Genomic DNA, 21,523 nt, shown 5'->3' with positions numbered 1-21,523 from the left:
GCGCGCGGCGAGCAAGCGGGCAGGATCCATCCCTGCCCTCGAGGACCCCCGGACTCTCCATCGTCCGGGCTTCATCGCTCGACCACAGCCCGCCGTCGTCGAGGAGCGTGGATCCGACGCCCTCCCCATCGACGGGATGGGTAAATTATGCGCCCGGAATCCAGCGTGCGCAGAAGATCGATTCGAGAAAAGGCGATGTGTCTGGAAAGGCGGGAGATCGTCCGCGCTATCCGACTATAGATTCGCGGATTGTCAGCACAGCGTCACGCCCCTGCTTTCGTCATCCTCCGGCGACCCCCGCGAACGCGGGGGGAGACAGGGGGACCCGGCGGCGGCGAAGGCGACCTGTTCAGGCAGGCTGCCGGGAGCGGCGGCGCTCCCGGCAGGGTCGCGCTGTCGCGCGCCGCTGGGTCTCCCGGTCGCGGCGCTGAAGCGCCTTGCCGGAGGATGACGAAAGGAAGGGAGCAGTCGTGCTCTCGTGATGAACCAGCCAGAGGCGCGCCCGACAGGTTCGCGCTCACGCGCGCCGCCTTGTCCCGGGGTCGGCGCGGCTGCGCCGCTTGTCCCGGGATGACGAAAGAAGGGCGGGACAGCCGGCCGGACGGAGGGGGCGGCGCGGGACGCAAGGGATTGGCGCCGACTCCCGCCAGCCCCCGGCCGCTTCGCTTCACACTCCGAGGAACACCGTCCTGACCCAGGTGCGGTAGGCGAGGATCTGGTCTTCCAGCATGCGCGGACGGCCGACCGCCTTGGCCACGACGATGGCGCCGTCGATGACGGTGAGGAGCATGTCGGCCAGGGCCTCAGGATCGACGTCGACGCGCGGCGGATAGACGGCGGCGATCGCCTCGATGCGGGCCCGGAACTGGGCGCGCCAGATATCGACCACCTCGGCGAGGACGGCCCGGACACGGCTGTCGAACTGCTGATCCTGATAGACGAAGGTGGCGACGAGGCAGCCGGGCCGCTCGGCCTGGATGTCCGCCATGGTCTCGGCGAGCAGCTTCAGACCCACGAGGAAGGCGTGCAGAGGATCGTCGCTGAGCTCTTCGGCGCGGCGGAACGTCTCCTCGAAGACGCTCAGGTCACGGTCGCGGAAGCGCTCGACCAGGGCCAGGGCGAGGTCGTTCTTGTCGCGGAAATGGTAGAAGAAGCCGCTCTTGGTGATGCCGGCCTCGAACAGGATCTCGTCGATCGAGGTGGCGGCGAAACCCTTGGCGAGGACCGAGGCCTCGGCCACGTCCATGATGCGATCGCGGGTCTGCTCGCCGCGCGAGACGCGGACCTGGGATCTTGCCAGGAGAAGGGACTGCACCATGAGTGCGGTTTTCCTCATTTCGGCCACATGACCGGCCCGCGAAACGGCGGCGGCGCGAGCAGATGGCTTTGAAAACGAACGGGAAATACGCCCCGACAGCTGACTGGACCATGCGACGGCTAACCGCGCGTGGCGGCGCCTTCTATCACTTCGGCCTCCCCGTTTCGCCCCTCCGGAGGTTAAGAATGATCAATGTTGTAACCGTTTCCGTACTGGCGATATTCGCCGGCTTCATCCTGCTGGACACCGTCTGGCGGCCACGGGACTATCCCGCCACACCGGGGTGGCGGATCAAGGGTCTGCTGGCCTTCGTGGCCTATATGGCGGTCGCCCTGACCGCGCCGCTGGTGTGGGACGCCTTCCTGGCCGAACATCGCCTGATCGACCTGACGCGCCAGCCGCTGTGGCTGCAGCTGGGTGTCGGCTTGCTCGTCTTCGCCCTGACCCAATATCTGTGGCACCGGGCCCTGCACGGCGTCGATTTCCTGTGGCGGCACCTGCACCAGACCCACCACAGCGCCGAGCGGATCGACGTCTACAGCGCCTTCTGGTTCCATCCGCTGGACATGGTCGCCTGGACCCTGCACGCCAGCCTGGCGCTGGTGTGGATCGTCGGCCTGTCGCTCGAGGCGGTGATCCCGATCGTGCTGGTCACCAGCTTCATGGCCGTCTTCACCCATGCCAACGTCAGCACGCCGCGCTGGCTGGGGTGGTTCATCGCCCGGCCGGAGATGCACGCCGCCCACCACGAACGCGGCGAGCACCGGTCGAACTATTGCGACCTGCCGCTGATCGACATGATCTTCGGGACGTACCGCAATCCAAAGGCGGCGCCGAAGGAGGCGGGGTTCTACGACGGGGCCTCGAGCGAGCTGGGGGCGCTGCTGGTGGGGAAGAAGCTGGTCTGATGTTCCCTCCTCCCCTTGCGGGAGAAGGCGACCGAGCGAAGCGAGGTCGGATGAGGGGTCGCGCCGGAGGGGGGCGCGCGACCCCTCATCCGACCGCACGAGGACGTCGGCTGACGCCGCCGTGTGCGGTCTCCCTCTCCCGCAAGGGGGGGAGGGCCCGCGGTTTCTGTGGGCAAGCGAATCAGGTGGCTGCCGCGTCGCTCGAATCAGCGGCATCCTCGCCCCATGAACGCCGTCGCCACCTTCGCCGACCTTCAGGCCCGCACGGGCGCCGTCGCGGCCGATCATCCGGAGTGGCAGTATCTGAACCTGCTGCGCGACATCCTCGACAACGGGGCGGTGCGCGACGACCGGACGGGGACGGGGACGCGCGGGGTGTTCGGGCGGCAGATGCGGTTCGACCTGTCGAAGGGCTTCCCCGTCCTGACCACCAAGAAGCTGCACCTGCGGTCGATCATCGTCGAACTGCTGTGGTTCCTGCGCGGCGAGACCAATATCGGCTGGCTGAAGGAAAACGGCGTCAGCATCTGGGACGAATGGGCCAACGCCGAGGGCGAGCTGGGGCCGGTCTACGGCAAGCAATGGCGCTCGTGGGCCGCGCCGGACGGGCGGGTCATCGACCAGATCGAGAAGCTGATCGTCGGGCTGAAGACCAATCCGAACGGGCGCCGGCACATCGTCTCGGCGTGGAATCCGGCCGACGTCGACGACATGGCCCTGCCGCCCTGCCACTGCCTGTTCCAGTTCTTCGTCGCCGAGGGGAAGCTGAGCTGCCAACTGTATCAGCGCTCGGCCGATGTCTTCCTGGGCGTGCCGTTCAACATCGCCTCCTATGCGCTGCTGACCATGATGGTGGCGCAGGTGGTCGGGCTGGAGCCCGGGGAGTTCGTGCACACCTTCGGCGACGCCCACCTGTATCTGAACCATGTCGACCAGGCGGAGACCCAGCTGGCGCGCGAGCCGCTGCCGCTGCCGACCATGACGATCGCGCCGAAGGACGACCTGTTCGCCTACCGGCTGGAGGACTTCGTGCTGGAGGGCTATGCGCCGTGGCCGCACATCAAGGCGCCGGTGGCGGTCTGAGGCCATGCAGTTGAAGACCCTGCAGGCAGACGTCCTGCGCATCTCCGACATCTACGCCCGCGAGCACGGCATCGAGCGGTCGGGCGACTGGGCCCTGCTGAAGGTGCAGGAGGAGCTGGGCGAGCTGACCGCCGAGCATCTGCGCATGAGCGGGCGGGCGCGCGGGACGGCGGACGCGGACAAGCTGGGCGACGAGGCGGCGGACGTGCTGGGCATGCTGCTGATCTATTGCGACCGGGCCGGGATCGATCTGGAGGCGGCGATGCAGCGGAAATGGCTGCACTGGCTGGAGGCGAAGGCGTGACGCCCCTGCCCCATCTCGCCCTCGTCGTCGCCCGCGCCCGGAACGGGGTGATCGGCAGGGACGGCGGCCTGCCGTGGCGGCTGCGCAGCGACCTGCAGCGGTTCAAGGCGGTGACCATGGGCAAGCCGTGCATCATGGGACGGCGGACGTGGGAGAGCCTGCCGCTGAAGCCCCTGCCGGGGCGGCTGAACCTGGTTCTGTCGAAGGACGAGTCGTTCGAGGCCCGGGGGGCGGTGGTCTGCACCACACTGGACGAGGCGGTGGAGATCGGCCGCGAACAGGCCATGGACGACGGGGTCGACGAGGTCTGCATCATCGGCGGGACGGCGCTGTTCGCCGCCGCCCTGCCCCGGGCGAAGCGGCTGTACCTGACCGAGGTCGAGGCCGAGCCGGAGGGGGATGCGGTGTTTCCGGCGTTCGACGAGGCGGCCTGGGCCGAGCTATCGTCGGAGGCCGTTCCCGCGGGGGAGAAGGACGACCATGCCTTCGTCTTCCGCGTTCTGGAGCGGCGCTGAACAGGAGCTTCCGCCATGCTGATCGTGACCACCAACGATGTGCCCGGATATCGGGTGGTGAAGACCCTGGGACTGGTGCGGGGGATCACGGTCCGCTCGCGCAACGTCATTTCCGACGCCATCGGCGGGCTGCAGTCGATGCTGGGCGGCCGGGTCGGGGCCTATGTGAAACTGGCCGAGGCGTCGCGGGCCGAGGCCTACGACGAGCTGGTCCAGCATGCGCAGGCCATGGGCGCCAACGCCGTGATCGCCATGCGCTACGAGGCCAACGAGATCATGGAGGGCGTCACCGAGGTGCTGGCCTACGGCACGGCGGCGGTGGTCGAGCCGGAGTGAACCGCACCGGGCGTCTGCTCGCGACGGCGATCCTTCTGACGAGGCCAGCGGCGTGCGCCGCGCCGGAGCCGCCGGTGACTCCAGCCGCGGTCGCCGCGGCTCCGGGTGGGGACACGCCGCCCGAACGGCCGACGCTGGTGGTCTGCGCCGTCATCCTGGGCACGATGAGCAATGCGATGCTGGAAGGCCGTGCGGGCGGCGACCGGGCGGCGGTGCTCGAGGGCTACGCCGCCTATGGGCGCAAGGCCGCGGCGGCGATGGGCGACGTCGGCAGCCGGCAGGCCATCGGCAGCTCCTACGCCTTCTACGACTCCCTCACGCCGGCGCAGCTGACGGCCGCCTCGGACATGTGCCTGAAGGCCGTCGACCGGGACTTCGCCGAGGAGGACTGGTGGTGAGCCCGCCGTGATCGTGCCAAGCTGCAGGGGCCCGGCGGACCGGGCGGGGTCGGGGGGACCTGGGATGGGCATTCTGAGCTGGATAACCGGCAGCCGGGCGGCGCCGGCGGGGGTCAGGCGGGAGTCCGTGGCGGCGCTGCGCAAGCGGCTGCTGGCGCTGAACCGCGACACCGCGCCGTTCGTGGTGCGCGACGGCAAGCCCGAGGGGGTGGATCTGGTCGCCGAATGGAAGATCGTCGACGCCCGGTGGTTCGAGATCTTCGCCAAGGCCGGCGTTCAGCGCGTGTTCAAGGTGCTGATGAAGTTCGACGAGGCGCGCGGCGTGGTGCGCTCGGCCGATCAGGAGTGGTCGGTGGAATGGCGCGCGGGCGTGCCGGACCTCAGCCTCGCGGCGTCGGGGTTCCGGGGCCAGTCGTGGGAGATGAGCTACGAGAGCGTCCACGCCTTCCGCGAGGACGGGTCGTGGGGCGAGGTCTACAGCTACCGGTTCAACACCAGCGAGATCAAGGGCCCGCTGCACAAGGCGGCGGCCGAGGGCGGCTGGGGCTGGAAGGGCGTGTCGTTCGGCAGACTGTGAGCGGCTAGACGCCGAGGACGTCCGCGACGCGGGCCGCCACGACGGCGAAGCGGCGGGCCGTGTCGCCGTCCGGCTCGGCTGCGACCAGCGGCGTTCCCGCGTCGCCCGCCTGTCGCAGGGCGGCGTCGAGCGGCAGGTCGCCGAGGAAGGGCACGCCGAGGCGGCCGGCCTCGGCCTCGCCGCCGCCGCGGCCGAAGACGTCGCCGCTCATGTTCTCGATCAGGCCGAGGGTCGGCACCTTGACCTTCTGGAACAGGGTGTGGGCGCGGCGGGCGTCGGCGAGGGCGACCTCCTGCGGGGTGGTGACGATGACCGCGCCGTCGAGCGGGGTCTTCTGGATCAGGGTCAGCTGGACGTCGCCGGTGCCGGGCGGCAGGTCGACGACGAGGATGTCGAGCGGTTCGGCTTCGGTTCCCCAGCGGGTCTGGGTGAGCATCTGGGTGATGGCTTGCGAAGCCATGGGGCCACGCCAGACCATGGCGTCGGTCTTCTCCGTCAGCAGGCCGACTGACATGACCTTGAGGCCGTGGGCGAGGTGCGGCTCCATGCGGTCGTCGCGGTATTCGGGCTTGCCGGAGACGCCGGTCATGGTCGGCAGGGAGGGGCCGTAGACGTCGGCGTCGAGCACCCCCACCGACAGGCCGCGGGCGGCCAGGGCGGCGGCGAGGTTGACGGCGACGGTGGACTTGCCGACCCCGCCCTTGCCGGAGGCGATGGCGAGGACGCGGCGGACATGGGCCGGGCGCTCGGTCGGGACCGGGGCGTTGGGGCGGATCTGGTGGACCGCCTGGGGCGACAGGCCGGCGGTCTTGAAGCGCGGCTTCTGCACCGCCTCGGCGGTCAGGACGACGGAGACCCGCGCCACGCCCGGCAGGGCCCTGAGCGCGGCCTCGGCGGCGTCGCGGACGGGGGCGTAGACGGCGGTCTCGCGGGCCGGGACCTCCATGACGAAGCCGGCGCGGACCCCGTCGTCGGCGGCCGCGACGGTCAGGCCCTGGACCAGGCCGGCGGCGGCCAGCCCCTGCCCGCTCTTCGGGTCGATCACCGCGTCGAGGGCGGCGAGAACCTGGTCGCGGTCGGGGGACGGGTGGGACACGGCGGAAGGCTCCTGTGCTACGCTTGGGGTTGCCGCGCGCGAGGCGGGCGTTCTATCGCCGATATAGGTCATCCCCGCGAGCGCCGATTTGCCCCAGAACACATCCAGACCCGCCGTGACGCTGCTGGCGGGCCCGACGGCCTCGGGCAAGTCGGCGCTGGCGCTGGAGATGGCGGAGCGCACCGGAGCGGTGATCGTCAACGCCGACAGCCAGCAGCTGTACGCCGATCTGCGGGTGCTGAGCGCCCGGCCCGCGGCGGAGGACGAGGCGCGGGCGGAGCACCGGCTGTATGGCGTCGCCGACGCGGCGGAGGCCTGGTCGGTGGGGCGTTGGAGCCGGGCGGTCATCCCGGTGCTGGAGGAACTGGCGGCGGCGGGGCGGCCGGCGCTGCTGGTCGGCGGGACGGGATTGTATTTCACGGCCCTGACCAAAGGGTTGGCCGATATTCCGGATGTGCCGCTGGAGGTTCGCGAGGCGGCGGGGGCGCTGTACGACCGGTTCGGCGAGGCGGCGTTCCGGGCCCGGCTGGCGGCGGTGGATGCGGCGGCGGCGGAGCGGATCGAGGCCGGCGACCGGCAGCGGCTGACGCGAGCCTGGGCGGTGGCGGAGCACACCGGACGGGCGCTGAGCGACTGGACGGCGGAGACCACGCCGCTGCTGGCGCCGGGGTCGTGGACGGGACTGGTGGTCGAGCCGGAGCGGGCGGCGCTGTACGCCAGCTGCGACGCGCGGGTGGCGCGGATGGTCGAGGCCGGGGCGCTGGACGAGGTGCGGGCCCTGGTGGCGCGCGGGCTGGATCCGGCCCTGCCGGCGATGAAGGCGGTCGGGGTGCGCGAGTTCGCGGCCCATCTGAGGGGCGAGACCTCGCTGGAGACGGCGGTCGAGGCGACGCGGCAGGCGACGCGCAACTACGCCAAGCGGCAGCTGACCTGGTTCAGGAACCAGACGCCGGAGTGGGCGCGGGTCCCGGGACCGGTTCGGTGACGCCCGCCGGGAACTGGACGTCGGCGAACTCCGGATAAACCTCGCGCAGCATGGAGACCTGGGCCTCCTCCTGCACCCGGACCAGATACCAGTCGCCGGCTTCCTCGATGGCCAGCGTGTCGGTTCTGACCCGCAGCCGACCGGCGTCCCTGACGTCCATCACGGTCGTGGTCGGGATCAGCAGATAGACGCGGCCGCCGGCCGGGGTCGTACGGATCTCGGCGGCGGGAACGTCCGTCGCATAGGAGACGAATGTCAGGTCGGCCATCATCGGGGCCAGGGCCTCGGCCATCAGGGTCCGCATCTCGGCCTCGGTGATCCCGAAGCGGCGGGCGAGCGCGGCGCGGAGGGCCGGAGGGGTGACGTCGAGGCTGGCCGCGAAGTCGCCGCCGGAGAGCGCCTGTTCGAGGATGTCGATGCGCGCCTCGATCTGCTCGCGGTCACGCGCCGTGACCTCCTGCGCCAGCGCGGGCGAGCCCAGCAGCAACAGGGCGGTGATCATCGCCGCCACGACGGCGCCCAGCTTCGGCATCGGAAATCCCCCCGCACGGCCCCGCGGCCATGCCAGCCTGTGTGCCAGATCGCTCCGCAAGTCGGAAGCGCCCGGCGGACGGCGGCGACAACCCGGCTGACAGACGGCTTAATCCAGCTACGGTGGCGGCGGAGCCTTCGGAGAGTCCCAATGTCCCGCCAGCCTTTCGCCCTCGCCGCCGTCGTACTCGCCCTCTCGGCCGGTCCGGGGCTGGCCCAGCATGCCCACGACGCGCCGCCCGCCAGGATCGCGGCGGCCGCAGACGAGGCGGCGGCGGCGGTGGACGCCTTCCACGCGGCCCTGCGCGAGGGCGACCGGGAGGCGGCGCTGGCCCTGCTGGCCGAGGACGCCCTGATCTTCGAGGCCGGCGGGGCGGAGCGGTCGCGGGCCGAATACGCCTCGCACCACCTGGCCTCGGACGCCGCCTATGCCGCCGCGACCGCAGACGCGGTGACCCGGCGCTCGGGCGAGGCCTCGGGCGACATGGCCTGGATCACCAGCGAGGGCCGGACCACGGGGACATTCAACGGCCGGCCGGTCGACCGGCTGACGGTCGAGACCATGCTGCTGCGCCGCCATGCCGACGGCTGGCGCATCCAGCACATCCACTGGTCCTCGCGGGCGGCCCCGGGCGCCTAGAGCGAGGCGGAGGGCGGCAGCAGCCCCATCGCGGCGACCAGGCCGAGGATCGCCAGGCCGAGGGCGAACTCGACAAAAAGGGTGCGCCTGAGCCTGGCCAGATGCGGCGTGGCCGAGCCGGCCGCGGCCGACAGGCCGGGCCCGAGGCGGTAGCGGTGCAGGACAGCCAGGGCCAGCATGCCGGCGAAGGCCGCCAGCTTGACCGCCAGCAACGCGCCCCACGCTGTCGACAGGACGGCCGGCAGGCCGTCGGGACCGACCAGCACCCAGGTGTTGATCAGGCCGGACAGGATAAGGGCCGTCACGGCGAGGGTTCCGACGCGGGCGAAGCCCACGAGAGCGGCGGCGAGGCCGTCCGGTGGACGGTCGGCCCCATTCCGCCGACGCGCAAGGAAGACGAAGCCGGCCAGGGCGCCGATCCAGACGAGGGCGGCGACGGCGTGGACGACGTCAGCGGCGAGATGGGGCCAGCGCCACGGCCCTTCGGTGGCGCCGCCGTGCCCGGTCCAGGCGAAGGAGGCGGCGATCAGCACGGCCGGGACGATCAGGCTCGCCCACAGGCGTCCGCCGGGATGCAGCGTCAGGACCAGCAGCAGGATGACAAAGGCCAGAGCCGCCCGGACGGCGTAGGCGGTCCCCAGGGCGGTCCCCGTGACCATGAAGCCGAGCGTTTCGGGCCTTGCCGCTTCGGCCAGCGATCCAGCCATGACCGCCGTCTGGGCCACGAGGGCCGCCAGCGTCGCGGGCAGGAGGACGGCGGCGGCGGACCGGACAATGGAGCGCGCCCAGCCGGTCTGGACGCCGGCCAGGGCGGCGCGGCTGTACAGGATGAAGGCAGGCAGGCCGAGCACGATGGCGGCCGCGGCGTACTGGATCGCGCGAAGCCCGATCAGCGCGGCCTCGATCATGTCAGCGGACGGTGAAGCCGTAGGATCCGGTCATGCGGTGGCCGTCGCCGGTGGCGATCCGCCAGTTGACAGTCCAGGCGCCCGCCGCCAGCGGGCGGGCCACCCGCGCCGAGAGGGTCTTGCCATCCTCGCTGACCGTCGTGCGGACGGGAGTCTCGCGACCGGCCGCGTCCACGAGGTCGAACGACGAGAAGGCCGGGACCACCCGTTCGCTGAAGGTCAGGGAGATCGAGCCGGGCGAGGCGACGGTCGTATTGGCCGCCGGGGTGGAGTTGACCAGCCGCGCGTGGGCCATGACGGCCGCGGCGGGAGCGGAGACCGCCAGGACAACGGCGGCGGCGGCGAACAGGCGATGAAGGGTCATGGCCTTCTCCTGACTATGTCGGCGGCGGATTGTCCAGTCGTCCGGCGACGCCGGGGCGCTGCCCCTAACGGCTGATGTCGACGACCGATCCCTCGCCGCCATCGGGCGAACCCCTTGGAACGGTACGTCCGATGCCCTATATTGGGGGTGTCCGGGTTCGCCCGGACTATGGCGATAAACGCGCCTGTAATAAGCGGACCGGACCCGGGTGCGATTCCCGGCGGCTCCACCATTTCCTCCCGTGTATCGGCGGGCGGTGCGGGGCCGACTAGCATCGACGGACGTGTAAAGAGGACTGCTTTCGCCCGTCCTGGCCCACCGTATCGGGCCTTTAACTAACTGCGAACGATAACTTCGCTGGAGAAGTCGCTCTCGCCGCGTAAGCGGTTCGGGTGATTTCGAACACTTAAGTCCTTGGGGTTCAGATCCCAGGGCGGGGCCTGTCGGGAGCCTGGCAACAGAATCCCGGCGTTTTCCTTTCCAGTTTACCGTCTCGCCATCTTCCGCCGGCCCTTCCGCGCGGCTACACCCTCGACTGCAACGCCGAGGACCCGATGGCCGACGAGACCCCGCCAGTCGACGAGATGCACTACGAGCAGCTGGCGCAGGACGCCCTGCGCGGCGTCATCCGCTCGGCCCTGGAGCGCGCGGCCATGCCCGAGGGCATTCCGGGCGCGCACCATTTCTACATCACCTTCAAGACCCGGGCGCCGGGCGTCAGCGTGCCGCCCGACGTGCTGGCCAAATATCCGGACGAGATGACGGTGGTGCTGCAGCACCAGTACTGGGACCTGAAGGTCGAGGCCGACCGGTTCTCGGTGATGCTGAAATTCGGCGGCATGCCGAAGGTCCTGTCGATGCCCTATACGGCGGTGACGCGGTTCTACGACCCGTCGGTGCAGTTCCTGCTGCAGTTCGAGATGCCGTTGATCGAGGAGGCCGCGGCCGAGGTCGCCGAGGTCGAGGCCGAGACGCCGCCGCCGACCGGCGACGACGGGCCCAAGGTCGTCTCGCTGGACCAGTTCCGCAAGAAGTAGGTCTTTTCCGCCGCGCCGCTTGCGCTAACCTTGCCCCGAACCTGGGCGAGGAGACGCATGGGTCGGGGATTGCTGCTGCTGATGCTGACGGCGCTGCTGGCCGGCGCGGGACCCGCGTGCGGCCAGAGCCCGGCCCGGGAAAGCCCCTCCGGCCGGTTCGCGGGCTGGGCCACGGCGGTGATCGCCGCGGACTGGCGCGACGGCCGGGGCAAGGCGATCGAGGCCTTCGACAACGCCCGGCGCGACGTGACCGCGGGACTGCTGGAAGCGGGCCTGCCGCGCCAGGACCTGGTCGGCTATTCACTGCGGCCCGACGCCGCCGAACCGGTCACGGCGGCGCAGGCCCTTGGCGGGGTCGCCGAGGCGACCGGGCGGGCGACGCGCGGCTGCCTGCTGTATTTCACGTCGCATGGCTCGCCCGAGGGCATCGTGTTCGGGCCCGACGCCACCCTGACCCCGGCGGCGATGGCCAATCTGGTGCGGCGGTGGTGCGGAACGCGGCCAACGGTGGTGATCGTCTCGGCCTGCTATTCGGGGGTCTTCGTCAATGCGCTGGCGGCGCCGAACCGGATGGTGCTGACCGCGGCCAGCCGGGAGCGGACCTCGTTCGGCTGCGGGGCGGACGAGACCTGGCCGTGGTTCGACGGCTGCGTGATCGAGACCCTGCCGGCGGCGACGGACTTCCTCGCGCTGGCGGCGGGGGCGCGGGCGTGCGTGGCGCGCAAGGAGGCGGAGGCCGGGATCGCCATTCCGTCGGAACCGCAACTGTTCGTCGGCGCCGAAATGCAGCTTCGGCTGCCGACGCTCCGCTTTCAGCGGAGCGATCCTTGATGGGCCGCGATCGTCGGCCCTCCGGGACCTCCCGACCCGACGCGGCCGGGTTGACCGTGGATGAGGACGGCTGGTCGCCGGCGGCCTGCCATTGCGGGACGGTGCGGTTCCGGGTGCGGCTCAGCGACGGCCTGGCCAGCGCCCGGCGCTGCGACTGCTCCCTGTGCCGGATGCGCGGGGCGGTGGCGGTGACGGCGGGGCTGGACGGGGTCGAGGTGCTGGAGGGGGCTGAGGCGCTGAGGGAGTACCGGTTCAACACCAGCGTGGCGCGGCATTTCTTCTGCTCGAGATGCGGGATCTACACCCACCACCGGCGGCGCTCGAACCCCAATGAATACGGGGTCAATGCGGCCTGTCTGGAGGGGGTGAGCCCGTTCGACTTCGCCGAGGTGCTGGTCAACGACGGGGTGAACCACCCCAGCGACGGCGGCGGGGGCGTGGTCGGGGTGTTGCGGTACGAGCGGCTGAAGTAGTCAGGAGCGCGGAAAGACCCGGAGGGTGATCCGCTCGCGTTCGCCCTCGTGGCGCTCGACCAGCAGGCGGGCGACCTGGGCGTCGTCGTGGAACAGATAGCCCTTGATGGCGTCGAGCAGGGCCTTGGCGAGGTTGTCGAGGTCGATGTGCGGCGGATCGCCGAGGTGCTCCATGCGGATCTCGACGACGAAATCGCCCCAGGACGGGCGCGAGGCCCACTCCTTGCGCATGAATTCGTAGACCAGCGGCTTGTAGTATTTGGCCTGGGTGGTCAGGCCGTCGATGGCGATCTCGACGGTGTCGCCCTGTTCGCGCAGGCGGACCTTGCCCGTGCCGATCCAGCCTGCGGTCAAGGACGGCATTCCGGCGGCACAACGCCGATCAGGCTGGCGCTGCGGATGGCGACGGGCGGAGTCAGCTGCTCTTCGGCGTCGGCGGGCGACATCTGGATGCGGCGGGCGACGTCGAGGCCCTCGACCAGCCGGCCGAAGACGGCGAAGCCCTGGCCGTCGGGGTTGCGGCCGCCGCCGAAGTCGAGGCTGGGCGTGTCCTGCGTCACGATGAAGAAGCTGGAGGTCGCGGTGTCCGGCCCGTCGCGGGCCATGGAGATCGCCCCCGCCGTGTGGCTGAGGCCGGTGTCGCGGGTGCGCTCCAGCGGGATCGGCGGGCGCAGGTCGTCGTCCGAGCCGCGCGGGGTGGCGGCCTGGATGACGTCGATGGGGTTGGGGTTGTCGTTGGTCTCGCTGACCACGGTGCGGAAGAAGGAACCGCCCGCGTAGTCGCCGTCGGTGACGTAGCCGAGGAAGTTGCAGACAGTCAGGGGGGCCCGCTCGAGCTCCAGTTCGACGACCATGCGACCGGCGTCGGTTTCCAGCACCACGCGCGGCCGGTCGGCGCCGCTGACCGGGGTGGCGCAGGCCGACAGGGCCATCGCCGCCGCCATGATCATCGTCCGCATCGCTGGTCCTCCGCCTTGTCCCCTCGCCTCCCCGTGCTACACCGCCGCGCATCCTCCCGCCACGCCTGAAGAGCCTGCCGCGCCATGACGAACCGCACCGAAACCGACACCTTCGGCCCCATCGAGGTCGCCTCGGACCGCTACTGGGGGGCGCAGGCGCAGCGCTCGCTGGGCAATTTCAAGATCGGCGAGGAAAAGCAGCCGCTGCCGATCGTGCGGGCGCTGGGCATCGTCAAACGCGCCGCGGCCGAGACCAATATGGCGCTGGGCAGGCTGGATCCGAAGCTGGGCGAGACCATCGTCGCAGCGGCCAATGAAGTCATCGAAAGCAAGCTGAACGACCATTTCCCGCTGGTGGTCTGGCAGACCGGATCGGGCACCCAGTCGAACATGAACGCCAATGAGGTGATCTCGAACCGCGCCATCGAGATGCTGGGCGGCGAGATGGGCTCGAAGAAGCCGGTCCATCCCAACGACCACGTCAACATGAGCCAGTCGTCGAACGACACCTATCCGACGGCCATGCACGTCGCCTGCGCCGAGCAGGTGGTGAAGACGCTGATCCCGGCGCTGAAGCATCTGCACGGGGCGCTGAAGGCCAAGTCGGACGCCTGGCAGGGCATCATCAAGATCGGCCGCACCCATACGCAGGACGCGACGCCGCTGACGCTGGGGCAGGAGTTCGGCGGCTATGCCCAGCAGGTGGCCAACGGGATCGAGCGGATCGAACAGACCCTGCCGAAGCTGATGGAGCTGGCCCAGGGCGGCACGGCGGTCGGCACCGGTCTCAATGCGCCGGTCGGCTTCGCGGAGCAGGTGGCCGAGCGGATCGCGGCGATCACCGGCCTGCCCTTCACCACCGCTCCGAACAAGTTCGAGGCGCTGGCGGCGCACGACGCCATGGTGTTCAGCCACGGGGCGATCAACACGGTGGCGGCGTCGCTGTTCAAGATCGCCAACGACATCCGTTTCCTCGGCTCGGGGCCGCGCTCGGGGCTGGGCGAGCTGGCCTTGCCGGAGAACGAGCCGGGTTCGTCGATCATGCCGGGCAAGGTCAATCCGACCCAGTCAGAGGCGCTGACGCAGGTCTGCGTGCAGGTGTTCGGCAACCACGCCGCCCTCACCTTCGCCGGCTCGCAGGGGCATTTCGAGCTGAACGTGTTCAACCCGGTGATGGCCTACAACTTCCTGCAGTCGGTGCGGCTGATGGCCGATGCGGCGGTGAGCTTCACCGACAACTGCGTGGTCGGGATCGAGCCGCGCGAGGACAACATCAGGCGCGGGCTGGAGAACAGCCTGATGCTGGTGACGGCGCTGAACGGCAAGCTGGGCTATGACGCCTGCGCGAAGATCGCCAAGACGGCGCACAGGAACGGGACGACCCTGCGCGAGGAGGCCGTCGGCGGCGGTTATCTGACGGACGCGGAGTTCGACGAATGGGTGCGGCCGGAGAAGATGATCTCGCCGGGCTGACCTAATCCAGGGTGCGCCAGCGCGCCTGGGCCTCTTCCTGGGTGCAGTTGAGGAAGACCTTGCGCTCGTCGGCGACGACGCGGTCGATCATGTCGAGCGGCAGCAGGTGGTGGCGACCGTCGGTTCCCGCGTCGCGACGGTTGAGCTTGAGACCGTCGTCGGTGAGGGCGTCGACGTCGCCGACGTGGCGGTTATCGGAGCCGAGGACCTCGAAATCCTCCTGAATGGCGAAGGCGTCGGCGGGCATCAGTGCTTCTCCGTCCAGCGGGCCTTTGCCTCATCCCGGGTGACGTTGAGATGGACGTGGGCGTCGATGTGGCCGATCCAGCTGACCGGGATCAGGTGGTGTTTGAAGCCGGAGCCGAGGTCCAGCTTGGCCAGTTCGATCTGGTCGCCGTGGACGTGGTCGACACGACCGACGTGCTCGCCGTCCGAGCCGACGACTTCGAGGCTTTCGCGAAGGAGCGAGAGGTCTACCATGGAGAACTCCTGACGGATGGATGTCAGGAAAACCGTCCCGCCTCGGGTCGGGTTGCATAACGGAGGCGTCATGGGCGAGGTCGTGAACCTGAACCGGGTCCGCAAGGACAGGGCGAAGGCCGAGGCCAAGGCGACGGCCGCCGCCAACCGCAGCGCGCATGGCCGCACGAAGGCGGAGCGGAAGAAGGCCGAGAAAGAGCGGGCGGCCGCCGCCCGGCTGCTCGACGGCTCGAAGCTGGAGGACTGAGATGGGCGACATGCCGCACAACCGGCACGGCCTGATCCCGATGCTGGTCGCTATACGGGTCGCCGCCGAGCGCAAGCGGCGCAGGGAGGCCGCGGAGGCTGCGGCGGCGTCGGCCGAATCGCCGGAGAAGCCGAAGAAGAAGCGCGGCTGGTTCGGCTAGACCCCTACCGCCGGGGTGATCAGACCGCCGACACCTTCGGAGCGCGGATCAGCAGGACCTGACCGGCCAGCACCAGCACGAGGCCGGCGAGGGCGAGCCAGCCGAAATGCGCGCCCTCGAACAGGATCGAGACCAGCATGGCGATCGGCGGCGTCAGGGCCGAGATGTAGCTGGCGAGGGCATAGCCGCGGGTGCGGGCGATGGTGAAATAGACGACGAAGGCGATGACCGAACCGAACACCGACAGATAGAGCAGCGAGCCGATGTAGGTGAAGCTGGGTTCGATCGACCACTGGACGCCGGTCGCCAGTCCATAGAGCGCCAGCAGGCCGGAGCCGTAGGCCATCGCCCAGGCCGTCGACGGGATCACGGCCGAGCCGGCGTTCTGGCCGCGCCAGGCGAAATAGTTGCCGAAGGCCGAGGCGATGACGGCCACGAAGGCGAAGCCCACGCCGCCCGCGCTGGCCTGGTCGAGGCCGGCGCCGAGGATTTCCGACCCGGACAGGACCGCCACGCCGATCACGCCGAGAATCGCGCCGCCCCACGACAGGACCGCCGCCCTCTGCCCCGCGGCGACCCGGAACAGGATGAGGTTCAGCAGGGCGAGAGACGCGAAGATCACCGCCACGATGGCCGAGGCGATGCGGCCCTCGGCGGCATAGGTGAAGCTGTAGCTGATCGAGAAGGCGAAGACGCCCTGCCCCGCCGCGGCGAGATGCTGGTCCAGCGTCAGCTTCAGGGAGCGGCGGGTGATCAGGCAGCCGGCGAAGATCAGGACGGCGGCCAGGCCGAAGCGCCAGACGATGGACGCCAGCGGCGCGACCTGGCCGAGTTGCAGGGTGATCGCATACCAGGTCGTGCCCCAGATGGCGGCGCACAGGGCGACGCCTCCAATCGCCCACAGCGTCGCACGGGACAGTCCGGACGGCGGTGGAGCGAGGGACTCGGTGGGAGCGGTCATGTCCGCCAAGTGGATGAGCCCGGCGCCGGGTGCAAGCCGAGGAATGGTCCGGGCGTCACAAGCTGTCCTTATGGCGTCCGGAAAGCGCCGTCAGGCCCGCAGCTTGAGGGCGAGCCGGGTCTCGGGCGGCACCCGTTCGTAGATGCCCGGGGGGCGGATGTTCAGGCGGGCGCGGGCGGCGTCGAGCGGCTCGGCGAACAGGGCCTCGTAGTCGAGGGCGGGCAGCCAGCGGGCCGCGCGGCCATTACGCCAGGCCTGCCAGACGGCCCTGCGGGCGGGGATGGCGCGGTTCTCGCGCTGGATCTCGCGCGCGGCGCCCCAGCCGATGAAGGCGAAGCCGAGATTGCGGGTCTGGGCGTAGGAGAAGGCGACGACGCAGGCTTCGCCCAAGGCGTCGGTCTCATAGCCGGTCAGGACGTGCCAGACGTCGTGCACGTCGCGCAGGCGGCGGGAGTACCAGATCACGGGGTGCGGGGCGTCGACCAGCGGAGCGACCTTGCGGGCCTCCTCGGCCAGCCCCTCGGCGGTGAAGCCGCGCGCTTCACGGAAGGCGCGATAGGCGGCGCCGACCGAGCCGGGCCCGAAGCGCGCCAGCCACGCCGGATCATCCAGCCTCCGGGCCAATTCCTCGCGCAGGAAGGCCTGGCGGCCTCCTTCCATGGTTCCGAGCATGCGATTGTAGCCGCGGGCGATCGAACGGCCCGACAGGGCGCGCATGATCTCGAACACCTGGGCGGTGTCCTCCTTGTCCCGGACCAGGCGGCCGAAGGCGCGCAGGGCCTTCAGGGGCTCGAGCGGCTGGGGCCGGAAGCGGTCGAAGTCGGCGGCGGCGGTCATGCGGCTATCCTGCGAAGGGACGCCCCAGCATAGCGCGTCCCGGCCCTCAGGTGAACGGCGATAAGCCAGGGGCCGCTCGCCGCGGCCGTCGCCCTCCGCTAGGGTCGGCGGATGCTGAGGAAACGCTCCGTCTCCCTGTCCGGCCACGCCACCTCCGTGGCGCTGGAGCCCGCCTTCTGGGCCGTGCTGGACGCCATCGCGGCCGAGATGGATCTGGGCCAGGCCGCGCTGATGAAGCGGATCGACGAGCGGCGCGGCCGCACGCCGCTGGCCTCTGCCTGCCGGCTGCTGGCGCTGGCGTGGGCGGGCGGCGACCGATCTTTCGCGGAACAGGGCTCGTCCGATTGACAGCGGCCAAGGTTGGCGCATCCTTTCCTTCGGAGAGCGCATCATGATCGACAACAAACTGATACCCGCCGTCGTCGTCGGGGGCCTGCTCGCGGTCGGGCTGATCGGCGGCGGGGCCCTGATCGGTCAGGGCGTGGTCAACGCCCGCGTCGGCGACCGGTCGGTCACCGTGCGCGGCCTGGCCGAGCGCGACGTGCAGGCGGACCTGGCGGTGCTGCCGCTGCGCTTCACCGCCTCGGGCGAGGTGCTGTCGGAGGTGCAGGCCCGTATCGACACCGACCTGGGCGTCGTCCGCCGCTTCCTGGCGGCGCAGGGCTATCCGGCGGATGCGGTCAGCCTGGGCCGGCTCGAGGTCGCCGACCGGCAGTCCCGCGAATACGGCAGCCAGGACGGCGGTCCGCGGTTCATTCTGGCCCAGACGGTCATCGTGCGCACGACGGACGTGGCGCGCATACAGGCGACCACCCGGTCGCTGAACGATCTGGTGCGGCAGGGCGTGGTGCTGCAGGACTTCGCCGGCCCGACCTACATCTTCACCAAGCTGAACGACGTGCGCCCGGCCATGATCGCCGAGGCGACCGCCTCGGCCCGGACCGGTGCGGCCCAGTTCGCCAAGGATTCCGGCGCCCCGCTGGGGCCGATCCGGCAGGCGACGCAGGGGTCGTTCGAAATCCTGCCGCGCGAGGGCTATGGCGACGCGAGCCAGTCCCCGGACCAGAGGGTCCGGGTCGTGACCACGATCAGCTATCGCCTGAAATAGGCGCTCAGGTCGCCGGGGCCGGAGTCGGGTCGGGCGCCGTCGGCGGCTCTACCTGCGGCAGGTCCGGCAGGTCCGGAGCCCTGGGCGCGTCGGGCAGGGTCGGCGCCGGCAGGTCGACGTCGAGGTCGACATTGGTGTCCGTGGCCCGGTCCAGGCCGCCGTTCGAGAACATCACGATGGCGATGATGACCAGCACCACCACCAGGCCGCCGACGAGGAAGCCGATCCAGCCGGCCCCGCCGCCGCCGCCGGTCGAGGGGTTGTTGATCGTAGTGTGATGCACGACCTCGGGGCGGTCGTCGCGCGGGGGAAGGTTGGGATCGGTCATCGATCAGCCTCCCGTGCCGGGAACGGCCGGGGCCGAGACCTCGGGCAGGTTGACGTCGACGTCGACCTTCTTCGTCTCGGGAGCGCCGCCGCGGGCGAAAACGAAATATGCGATCACGGCGAGGACGACGACGACCGCGCCGACGATGAAGGCCAGGCCGGTGTTATTGCCGCCCCCTGTCGTGTTGTTGATGTTGTCAGCCATCGGCATCCCTTCCCTGTGACCCTCTGTCGGCAATCGGAACGATGGCCAGGCTTGACGGTTCCCGCAGCGCCACGCGACGGGGGCGCTGACTTCTGCCTCCGTGCCCCTTATGTTCTCCCGATGAGTCTGCCTGACACCCCTGCCCCGCGTATCTCCGATCTCGCCCGCTCGCGCGGACCCGGGGGCGTCGAGCCCTCGGGCGCGCGGGACTATCTGGCGGGGCTGAACCCCGAGCAACGCGAGGCGGTGGAGACGGTCGACGGGCCGGTGCTGGTGCTGGCGGGCGCGGGGACCGGCAAGACGCGGGTGCTGACCACGCGGCTGGCGCACATCCTCGCCACCGGCCGGGCGCGGCCGTGGGAGCTGCTGGCGGTCACCTTCACCAACAAGGCCGCGCGGGAAATGCGCGAGCGGATCACCCATTTGATCGGGCCGTCGGCCGAGGGGCTGCGCTGGCTGGGCACCTTCCACTCGGTGGCGGCGCAGATCCTGCGGCGGCACGCGGAGCTGGTGGGGCTGAAGTCGACCTTCACCATCCTGGACACCGACGACCAGGAGCGGGTCTGCAAACAGCTTCTGGAGGCGGCGAACCTCGACACCAAGCGATGGACGCCGCGCTCGCTGAGCGGGCTGATCGACCACTGGAAGAACCGCGGCTGGACGCCGGAGAAACTGCCGTCGACCGAGGACTTCGCCAACGGCAAGGGGCATGCGCTGTACGCCGCCTATCAGGCGCGGCTGGTCAGCCTGAACGCCTGCGATTTCGGCGATCTGCTGCTGCACAACCTGACAATTCTGTCGAAACACGCGGATATCGCAGAGGAATATCGCAAGCGGTTCCGCTACATCCTGGTCGACGAATACCAGGACACCAACGTCGCCCAGTATCTGTGGCTGCGGCTGCTGACCTCCTCGACCGGCAACGTCTGCTGCGTCGGCGACGACGACCAGTCGATCTATGGCTGGCGGGGGGCGGAGGTCGACAACATCCTGCGCTTCGAGCGCGACTTTCCTGGCGCGAAGGTGATCCGGCTGGAGCGCAACTACCGCTCGACGCGGCACATCCTGGGGGCCGCCTCGGGCCTGATCGCGGCCAACAAGGGGCGGCTGGGCAAGACGCTGTGGACCGAGGACGAGAGCGGCGACAAGGTCCGGGTGCGCGGGGTCTGGGACGGCGAGGCCGAGGCCCGGCTGATCGCCGACGAGATCGAGACCGCGCGCCGGGCGGGCATGGCCTACAAGGACATGGCGGTGCTGGTCAGGGCCTCGTTCCAGATGCGGGCGTTCGAGGAGCGGTTCGTCCTGCTGGCCATCCCCTATGTGGTGATCGGCGGACCGCGCTTCTTCGAGCGGGCCGAGATCCGCGACGCCCACGCCTATCTGCGGCTGATCCTGTCAGAGGACGACGACCTCGCCTTCGAGCGGATCGTCAATGTCCCCAAGCGGGGCGTCGGCGACACCAGCGTGCAGAAGGTGCTGCAGATCGCGCGCCAGTCGGGGGTGTCGGCGATGGCGGCGGTGCGCGACCTGATCGTCTCGGACGAACTGCAGGCGCGGACGCGGACGGCGCTCAGCAATTTCGTGCGCGACATCGACCGGTGGCGGGCGCTGGCCCAAACGACGACGCACTGGGAGCTCACCGAGACGGTGCTGGAGGAGAGCGGCTACACCGACATGCAGAAGGCCGACCGGGCCACCGGCCAGACGCGGCTGGACAACCTCAAGGAGCTGATCCAGTCGATGCAGGCCTTCGACAGCCTGCCGGCCTATCTGGAGCATGTGTCCCTGGTCATGGACCTCGACCGCGGCGGGGCCGAGGACGCGGTGCAGGTCATGACGCTGCACGGGGCCAAGGGGCTGGAGTTCCCGCTGGTCTTCCTGCCGGGCTGGGAGGAAGGCGTCTTCCCCAGTCAGCGCAGCATCGACGAGAAGGGCGAGAAGGGGCTCGAGGAGGAGCGCCGCCTGGCCTATGTCGGCGTGACCCGGGCCAAGCAGGATGCGCGCATCTCGTTCGCCGCCAACCGGCTGGTTTATGGACGCTGGACCTCGCAGCTGCCGAGCCGGTTCGTCGACGAACTGCCGATCGACCACGTCGAGGCCGAGAGCGACACCGGCTACTATGGCGTCACCCCCGGCATGAAGGAGGCCAAGTCCCGCTGGGACGAGATGCCGACGTTCGGCTCGGGCTATTCCTCGCCGGGCTGGAAGCGGGCGCAGTCGTTCACCGCGGCGCGGGCCCCGGCGGCCCGGCCGGCGCGGCATACGCTAATCGAGGGCGACGGCCGGCTGGTGGCCACGGCCGATCCGAAGGCCGGCGGGAACTGGTCGAAGGGCGAACGGGTGTTCCACCAGAAGTTCGGCTACGGCCTGATCACCGGCATCGAGGGCAACAAGCTGCTGGTGGCTTTCGACAAGGCGGGGGAGAAGAAGGTGATCGACACGTTCGTGGAGAAGACGTGAGG

31 protein-coding genes and 1 other RNA gene are annotated in these 21,523 nt (G+C 70.2%); 19 read left to right on the top strand and 13 right to left on the bottom strand.

Translation table 11 applies throughout. From position 1 onward, the window contains the following. Positions 1 to 667: 667 nt before the first annotated feature. A complete protein-coding gene (locus VEA62_RS07360) occupies positions 668 to 1,315 on the bottom strand; it encodes a TetR/AcrR family transcriptional regulator (RefSeq protein ID WP_324820112.1) in 648 nt (215 codons plus the stop codon). 188 nt (positions 1,316 to 1,503) lie between these two features. Between VEA62_RS07360 and VEA62_RS07355 the strand changes: the two genes are divergently transcribed. The 7 genes from VEA62_RS07355 to VEA62_RS07325 all read left to right on the top strand — a co-directional run bounded on the left by VEA62_RS07355 (position 1,504) and on the right by VEA62_RS07325 (position 5,439). Next, on the top strand, positions 1,504 to 2,226 hold the full coding sequence (locus VEA62_RS07355; RefSeq protein ID WP_324820110.1) for a sterol desaturase family protein: 723 nt from the start codon (positions 1,504 to 1,506) through the stop codon (positions 2,224 to 2,226). A 225-nt stretch (positions 2,227 to 2,451) separates the two neighbouring features. Continuing rightward, a complete protein-coding gene (locus tag VEA62_RS07350; protein WP_324820108.1) occupies positions 2,452 to 3,309 on the top strand; it encodes a thymidylate synthase in 858 nt (285 codons plus the stop codon). A gap of 4 nt (positions 3,310 to 3,313) precedes the next feature. After that, positions 3,314 to 3,613, top strand: a complete 300-nt coding sequence (locus VEA62_RS07345; protein ID WP_324820106.1) for a phosphoribosyl-ATP pyrophosphohydrolase — start codon at positions 3,314 to 3,316, stop codon at positions 3,611 to 3,613. Beyond that, positions 3,610 to 4,128, top strand: a complete 519-nt coding sequence (locus tag VEA62_RS07340; RefSeq protein WP_324820104.1) for a dihydrofolate reductase — start codon at positions 3,610 to 3,612, stop codon at positions 4,126 to 4,128. The genes VEA62_RS07345 and VEA62_RS07340 overlap by 4 nt, the downstream gene beginning before the upstream one ends. Positions 4,129 to 4,143: 15 nt before the next feature. Continuing rightward, on the top strand, positions 4,144 to 4,464 hold the full coding sequence (locus VEA62_RS07335; protein WP_324820102.1) for a YbjQ family protein: 321 nt from the start codon (positions 4,144 to 4,146) through the stop codon (positions 4,462 to 4,464). Positions 4,465 to 4,538: 74 nt separating this feature from the next. After that, positions 4,539 to 4,862 carry a hypothetical protein gene (locus tag VEA62_RS07330; protein ID WP_324820101.1) on the top strand — a complete coding sequence of 108 codons (324 nt, stop codon included), beginning with the start codon at positions 4,539 to 4,541 and terminating at the stop codon, positions 4,860 to 4,862. A gap of 64 nt (positions 4,863 to 4,926) precedes the next feature. Next, entirely contained in the window at positions 4,927 to 5,439 is a 513-nt protein-coding gene (locus tag VEA62_RS07325) for a hypothetical protein (protein ID WP_324820099.1), read from the top strand. 4 nt (positions 5,440 to 5,443) lie between these two features. On the opposite strand, the gene VEA62_RS07320 is transcribed toward VEA62_RS07325, so the two are convergent. Next, the gene (locus tag VEA62_RS07320; RefSeq protein ID WP_324820097.1) at positions 5,444 to 6,535 is read right to left on the bottom strand and encodes an Mrp/NBP35 family ATP-binding protein; all 1,092 of its coding nucleotides are present in this window, start codon (positions 6,533 to 6,535) and stop codon (positions 5,444 to 5,446) included. 115 nt (positions 6,536 to 6,650) lie between these two features. On the opposite strand from VEA62_RS07320, the gene miaA reads away from it, so the two are divergent. Next, the gene (gene miaA / locus VEA62_RS07315) at positions 6,651 to 7,520 is read left to right on the top strand and encodes a tRNA (adenosine(37)-N6)-dimethylallyltransferase MiaA (RefSeq protein WP_324820095.1); all 870 of its coding nucleotides are present in this window, start codon (positions 6,651 to 6,653) and stop codon (positions 7,518 to 7,520) included. Here miaA and VEA62_RS07310 read toward each other — a convergent pair. After that, a complete protein-coding gene (locus VEA62_RS07310; RefSeq protein WP_324820093.1) occupies positions 7,471 to 8,052 on the bottom strand; it encodes a hypothetical protein in 582 nt (193 codons plus the stop codon). The genes miaA and VEA62_RS07310 overlap by 50 nt on opposite strands. Before the next feature lie 150 nt (positions 8,053 to 8,202). Here VEA62_RS07310 and VEA62_RS07305 point away from each other — a divergent pair, with 150 nt between their 5' ends. Beyond that, positions 8,203 to 8,691 (top strand): nuclear transport factor 2 family protein, encoded by a 489-nt coding sequence (locus tag VEA62_RS07305; protein WP_324820091.1) that lies wholly within the window; start codon positions 8,203 to 8,205, stop codon positions 8,689 to 8,691. Here VEA62_RS07305 and copD read toward each other — a convergent pair. Next, entirely contained in the window at positions 8,688 to 9,599 is a 912-nt protein-coding gene (copD, locus tag VEA62_RS07300) for a copper homeostasis membrane protein CopD (RefSeq protein WP_324820089.1), read from the bottom strand. The genes VEA62_RS07305 and copD overlap by 4 nt on opposite strands. Position 9,600: 1 nt before the next feature. After that, a complete protein-coding gene (copC, locus tag VEA62_RS07295) occupies positions 9,601 to 9,963 on the bottom strand; it encodes a copper homeostasis periplasmic binding protein CopC (protein ID WP_324820087.1) in 363 nt (120 codons plus the stop codon). A gap of 110 nt (positions 9,964 to 10,073) precedes the next feature. On the opposite strand from copC, the gene ssrA reads away from it, so the two are divergent. The 4 genes from ssrA (at position 10,074) to VEA62_RS07275 (ending at position 12,304) form a co-directional block, all read left to right on the top strand. After that, positions 10,074 to 10,436: a transfer-messenger RNA gene (gene ssrA / locus VEA62_RS07290) on the top strand. Positions 10,437 to 10,517: 81 nt separating this feature from the next. After that, complete coding sequence (locus VEA62_RS07285; RefSeq protein WP_324820085.1) at positions 10,518 to 11,000, top strand: SspB family protein; 483 nt, start codon at positions 10,518 to 10,520, stop codon at positions 10,998 to 11,000. Between the two features lie 57 nt (positions 11,001 to 11,057). Then, on the top strand, positions 11,058 to 11,831 hold the full coding sequence (locus tag VEA62_RS07280) for a C13 family peptidase (protein WP_324820083.1): 774 nt from the start codon (positions 11,058 to 11,060) through the stop codon (positions 11,829 to 11,831). Then, positions 11,831 to 12,304, top strand: a complete 474-nt coding sequence (locus VEA62_RS07275; protein ID WP_324820081.1) for a GFA family protein — start codon at positions 11,831 to 11,833, stop codon at positions 12,302 to 12,304. The genes VEA62_RS07280 and VEA62_RS07275 overlap by 1 nt, the downstream gene beginning before the upstream one ends. On the opposite strand, the gene VEA62_RS07270 is transcribed toward VEA62_RS07275, so the two are convergent. Both VEA62_RS07270 and VEA62_RS07265 read right to left on the bottom strand, forming a co-directional pair. Further along, positions 12,305 to 12,667 carry a RusA family crossover junction endodeoxyribonuclease gene (locus VEA62_RS07270; RefSeq protein WP_324820079.1) on the bottom strand — a complete coding sequence of 121 codons (363 nt, stop codon included), beginning with the start codon at positions 12,665 to 12,667 and terminating at the stop codon, positions 12,305 to 12,307. Further along, positions 12,655 to 13,263, bottom strand: a complete 609-nt coding sequence (locus VEA62_RS07265; protein ID WP_324820077.1) for a peptidylprolyl isomerase — start codon at positions 13,261 to 13,263, stop codon at positions 12,655 to 12,657. Before VEA62_RS07265 ends, VEA62_RS07270 begins: the two co-directional genes overlap by 13 nt. 84 nt (positions 13,264 to 13,347) lie before the next feature. Here VEA62_RS07265 and fumC point away from each other — a divergent pair, with 84 nt between their 5' ends. Next, on the top strand, positions 13,348 to 14,736 hold the full coding sequence (fumC, locus tag VEA62_RS07260; protein WP_324820075.1) for a class II fumarate hydratase: 1,389 nt from the start codon (positions 13,348 to 13,350) through the stop codon (positions 14,734 to 14,736). Between the two features lies 1 nt (position 14,737). Here fumC and VEA62_RS07255 read toward each other — a convergent pair whose 3' ends face one another. Together VEA62_RS07255 and VEA62_RS07250 are read right to left on the bottom strand one after the other, a co-directional pair. Then, positions 14,738 to 14,983, bottom strand: a complete 246-nt coding sequence (locus VEA62_RS07255; protein WP_324820073.1) for a DUF2171 domain-containing protein — start codon at positions 14,981 to 14,983, stop codon at positions 14,738 to 14,740. Continuing rightward, the gene (locus tag VEA62_RS07250; RefSeq protein ID WP_324820071.1) at positions 14,983 to 15,216 is read right to left on the bottom strand and encodes a DUF2171 domain-containing protein; all 234 of its coding nucleotides are present in this window, start codon (positions 15,214 to 15,216) and stop codon (positions 14,983 to 14,985) included. Before VEA62_RS07250 ends, VEA62_RS07255 begins: the two co-directional genes overlap by 1 nt. A 70-nt stretch (positions 15,217 to 15,286) precedes the next feature. Here VEA62_RS07250 and VEA62_RS07245 point away from each other — a divergent pair, with 70 nt between their 5' ends. Together VEA62_RS07245 and VEA62_RS07240 are read left to right on the top strand one after the other, a co-directional pair. Continuing rightward, positions 15,287 to 15,463: a DUF4169 family protein gene (locus tag VEA62_RS07245; protein ID WP_324820069.1), complete on the top strand. Its 177-nt coding sequence runs from the start codon at positions 15,287 to 15,289 to the stop codon at positions 15,461 to 15,463. A gap of 1 nt (position 15,464) precedes the next feature. Continuing rightward, on the top strand, positions 15,465 to 15,623 hold the full coding sequence (locus VEA62_RS07240) for a hypothetical protein (protein ID WP_324820067.1): 159 nt from the start codon (positions 15,465 to 15,467) through the stop codon (positions 15,621 to 15,623). Between the two features lie 19 nt (positions 15,624 to 15,642). Here VEA62_RS07240 and VEA62_RS07235 read toward each other — a convergent pair whose 3' ends face one another. Both VEA62_RS07235 and VEA62_RS07230 read right to left on the bottom strand, forming a co-directional pair. Further along, a complete protein-coding gene (locus tag VEA62_RS07235) occupies positions 15,643 to 16,584 on the bottom strand; it encodes a DMT family transporter (protein WP_324820065.1) in 942 nt (313 codons plus the stop codon). A gap of 90 nt (positions 16,585 to 16,674) precedes the next feature. Next, complete coding sequence (locus VEA62_RS07230; RefSeq protein ID WP_324820063.1) at positions 16,675 to 17,421, bottom strand: Coq4 family protein; 747 nt, start codon at positions 17,419 to 17,421, stop codon at positions 16,675 to 16,677. 111 nt (positions 17,422 to 17,532) lie between these two features. Here VEA62_RS07230 and VEA62_RS07225 point away from each other — a divergent pair, with 111 nt between their 5' ends. Both VEA62_RS07225 and VEA62_RS07220 read left to right on the top strand, forming a co-directional pair. Further along, positions 17,533 to 17,769 carry a ribbon-helix-helix domain-containing protein gene (locus tag VEA62_RS07225; protein ID WP_324820062.1) on the top strand — a complete coding sequence of 79 codons (237 nt, stop codon included), beginning with the start codon at positions 17,533 to 17,535 and terminating at the stop codon, positions 17,767 to 17,769. A gap of 43 nt (positions 17,770 to 17,812) precedes the next feature. Beyond that, on the top strand, positions 17,813 to 18,529 hold the full coding sequence (locus VEA62_RS07220; protein ID WP_324820060.1) for an SIMPL domain-containing protein: 717 nt from the start codon (positions 17,813 to 17,815) through the stop codon (positions 18,527 to 18,529). A 4-nt stretch (positions 18,530 to 18,533) separates the two neighbouring features. Here VEA62_RS07220 and VEA62_RS07215 read toward each other — a convergent pair whose 3' ends face one another. Together VEA62_RS07215 and VEA62_RS07210 are read right to left on the bottom strand one after the other, a co-directional pair. Then, positions 18,534 to 18,857, bottom strand: coding sequence for a hypothetical protein (locus tag VEA62_RS07215; protein WP_324820058.1), 324 nt, complete (start codon positions 18,855 to 18,857; stop codon positions 18,534 to 18,536). Positions 18,858 to 18,860: 3 nt separating this feature from the next. Further along, positions 18,861 to 19,061 carry a hypothetical protein gene (locus VEA62_RS07210; protein WP_324820056.1) on the bottom strand — a complete coding sequence of 67 codons (201 nt, stop codon included), beginning with the start codon at positions 19,059 to 19,061 and terminating at the stop codon, positions 18,861 to 18,863. A gap of 120 nt (positions 19,062 to 19,181) precedes the next feature. Between VEA62_RS07210 and VEA62_RS07205 the strand changes: the two genes are divergently transcribed. Further along, positions 19,182 to 21,521 carry an ATP-dependent helicase gene (locus VEA62_RS07205; protein WP_324820054.1) on the top strand — a complete coding sequence of 780 codons (2,340 nt, stop codon included), beginning with the start codon at positions 19,182 to 19,184 and terminating at the stop codon, positions 21,519 to 21,521. Positions 21,522 to 21,523: the final 2 nt, after the last annotated feature.

This window comes from Brevundimonas sp. (assembly GCF_035627475.1).
In the GTDB taxonomy this organism is placed as follows: domain Bacteria; phylum Pseudomonadota; class Alphaproteobacteria; order Caulobacterales; family Caulobacteraceae; genus Brevundimonas.
Note: the sequence above shows the minus strand (reverse complement) of the source record. Positions and strands in the feature narration are given on the sequence as shown.

Bases quoted from the DNA above. Each gene is read 5' to 3' on its own strand.
- VEA62_RS07215 (WP_324820058.1), bottom strand. From the start codon at position 18,857: ATGACCGATCCCAACCTTCCCCCGCGCGACGACCGCCCCGAGGTCGTG.
- copC (WP_324820087.1), bottom strand. From the start codon at position 9,963: ATGACCCTTCATCGCCTGTTCGCCGCCGCCGCCGTTGTCCTGGCGGTC.
- VEA62_RS07210 (WP_324820056.1), bottom strand. From the start codon at position 19,061: ATGGCTGACAACATCAACAACACGACAGGGGGCGGCAATAACACCGGC.
- VEA62_RS07285 (WP_324820085.1), top strand. From the start codon at position 10,518: ATGGCCGACGAGACCCCGCCAGTCGACGAGATGCACTACGAGCAGCTG.
- VEA62_RS07350 (WP_324820108.1), top strand. From the start codon at position 2,452: ATGAACGCCGTCGCCACCTTCGCCGACCTTCAGGCCCGCACGGGCGCC.
- VEA62_RS07250 (WP_324820071.1), bottom strand. From the start codon at position 15,216: ATGGTAGACCTCTCGCTCCTTCGCGAAAGCCTCGAAGTCGTCGGCTCG.
- VEA62_RS07305 (WP_324820091.1), top strand. From the start codon at position 8,203: ATGTCCCGCCAGCCTTTCGCCCTCGCCGCCGTCGTACTCGCCCTCTCG.
- VEA62_RS07345 (WP_324820106.1), top strand. From the start codon at position 3,314: ATGCAGTTGAAGACCCTGCAGGCAGACGTCCTGCGCATCTCCGACATC.
- VEA62_RS07240 (WP_324820067.1), top strand. From the start codon at position 15,465: ATGGGCGACATGCCGCACAACCGGCACGGCCTGATCCCGATGCTGGTC.
- VEA62_RS07245 (WP_324820069.1), top strand. From the start codon at position 15,287: ATGGGCGAGGTCGTGAACCTGAACCGGGTCCGCAAGGACAGGGCGAAG.
- VEA62_RS07225 (WP_324820062.1), top strand. From the start codon at position 17,533: ATGCTGAGGAAACGCTCCGTCTCCCTGTCCGGCCACGCCACCTCCGTG.
- VEA62_RS07310 (WP_324820093.1), bottom strand. From the start codon at position 8,052: ATGCCGAAGCTGGGCGCCGTCGTGGCGGCGATGATCACCGCCCTGTTG.
- VEA62_RS07235 (WP_324820065.1), bottom strand. From the start codon at position 16,584: ATGACCGCTCCCACCGAGTCCCTCGCTCCACCGCCGTCCGGACTGTCC.
- copD (WP_324820089.1), bottom strand. From the start codon at position 9,599: ATGATCGAGGCCGCGCTGATCGGGCTTCGCGCGATCCAGTACGCCGCG.
- VEA62_RS07265 (WP_324820077.1), bottom strand. From the start codon at position 13,263: ATGCGGACGATGATCATGGCGGCGGCGATGGCCCTGTCGGCCTGCGCC.
- VEA62_RS07280 (WP_324820083.1), top strand. From the start codon at position 11,058: ATGGGTCGGGGATTGCTGCTGCTGATGCTGACGGCGCTGCTGGCCGGC.
- VEA62_RS07270 (WP_324820079.1), bottom strand. From the start codon at position 12,667: ATGCCGTCCTTGACCGCAGGCTGGATCGGCACGGGCAAGGTCCGCCTG.
- VEA62_RS07275 (WP_324820081.1), top strand. From the start codon at position 11,831: ATGGGCCGCGATCGTCGGCCCTCCGGGACCTCCCGACCCGACGCGGCC.
- VEA62_RS07205 (WP_324820054.1), top strand. From the start codon at position 19,182: ATGAGTCTGCCTGACACCCCTGCCCCGCGTATCTCCGATCTCGCCCGC.
- VEA62_RS07355 (WP_324820110.1), top strand. From the start codon at position 1,504: ATGATCAATGTTGTAACCGTTTCCGTACTGGCGATATTCGCCGGCTTC.
- VEA62_RS07335 (WP_324820102.1), top strand. From the start codon at position 4,144: ATGCTGATCGTGACCACCAACGATGTGCCCGGATATCGGGTGGTGAAG.
- VEA62_RS07220 (WP_324820060.1), top strand. From the start codon at position 17,813: ATGATCGACAACAAACTGATACCCGCCGTCGTCGTCGGGGGCCTGCTC.
- VEA62_RS07255 (WP_324820073.1), bottom strand. From the start codon at position 14,983: ATGCCCGCCGACGCCTTCGCCATTCAGGAGGATTTCGAGGTCCTCGGC.
- VEA62_RS07230 (WP_324820063.1), bottom strand. From the start codon at position 17,421: ATGACCGCCGCCGCCGACTTCGACCGCTTCCGGCCCCAGCCGCTCGAG.
- VEA62_RS07325 (WP_324820099.1), top strand. From the start codon at position 4,927: ATGGGCATTCTGAGCTGGATAACCGGCAGCCGGGCGGCGCCGGCGGGG.
- fumC (WP_324820075.1), top strand. From the start codon at position 13,348: ATGACGAACCGCACCGAAACCGACACCTTCGGCCCCATCGAGGTCGCC.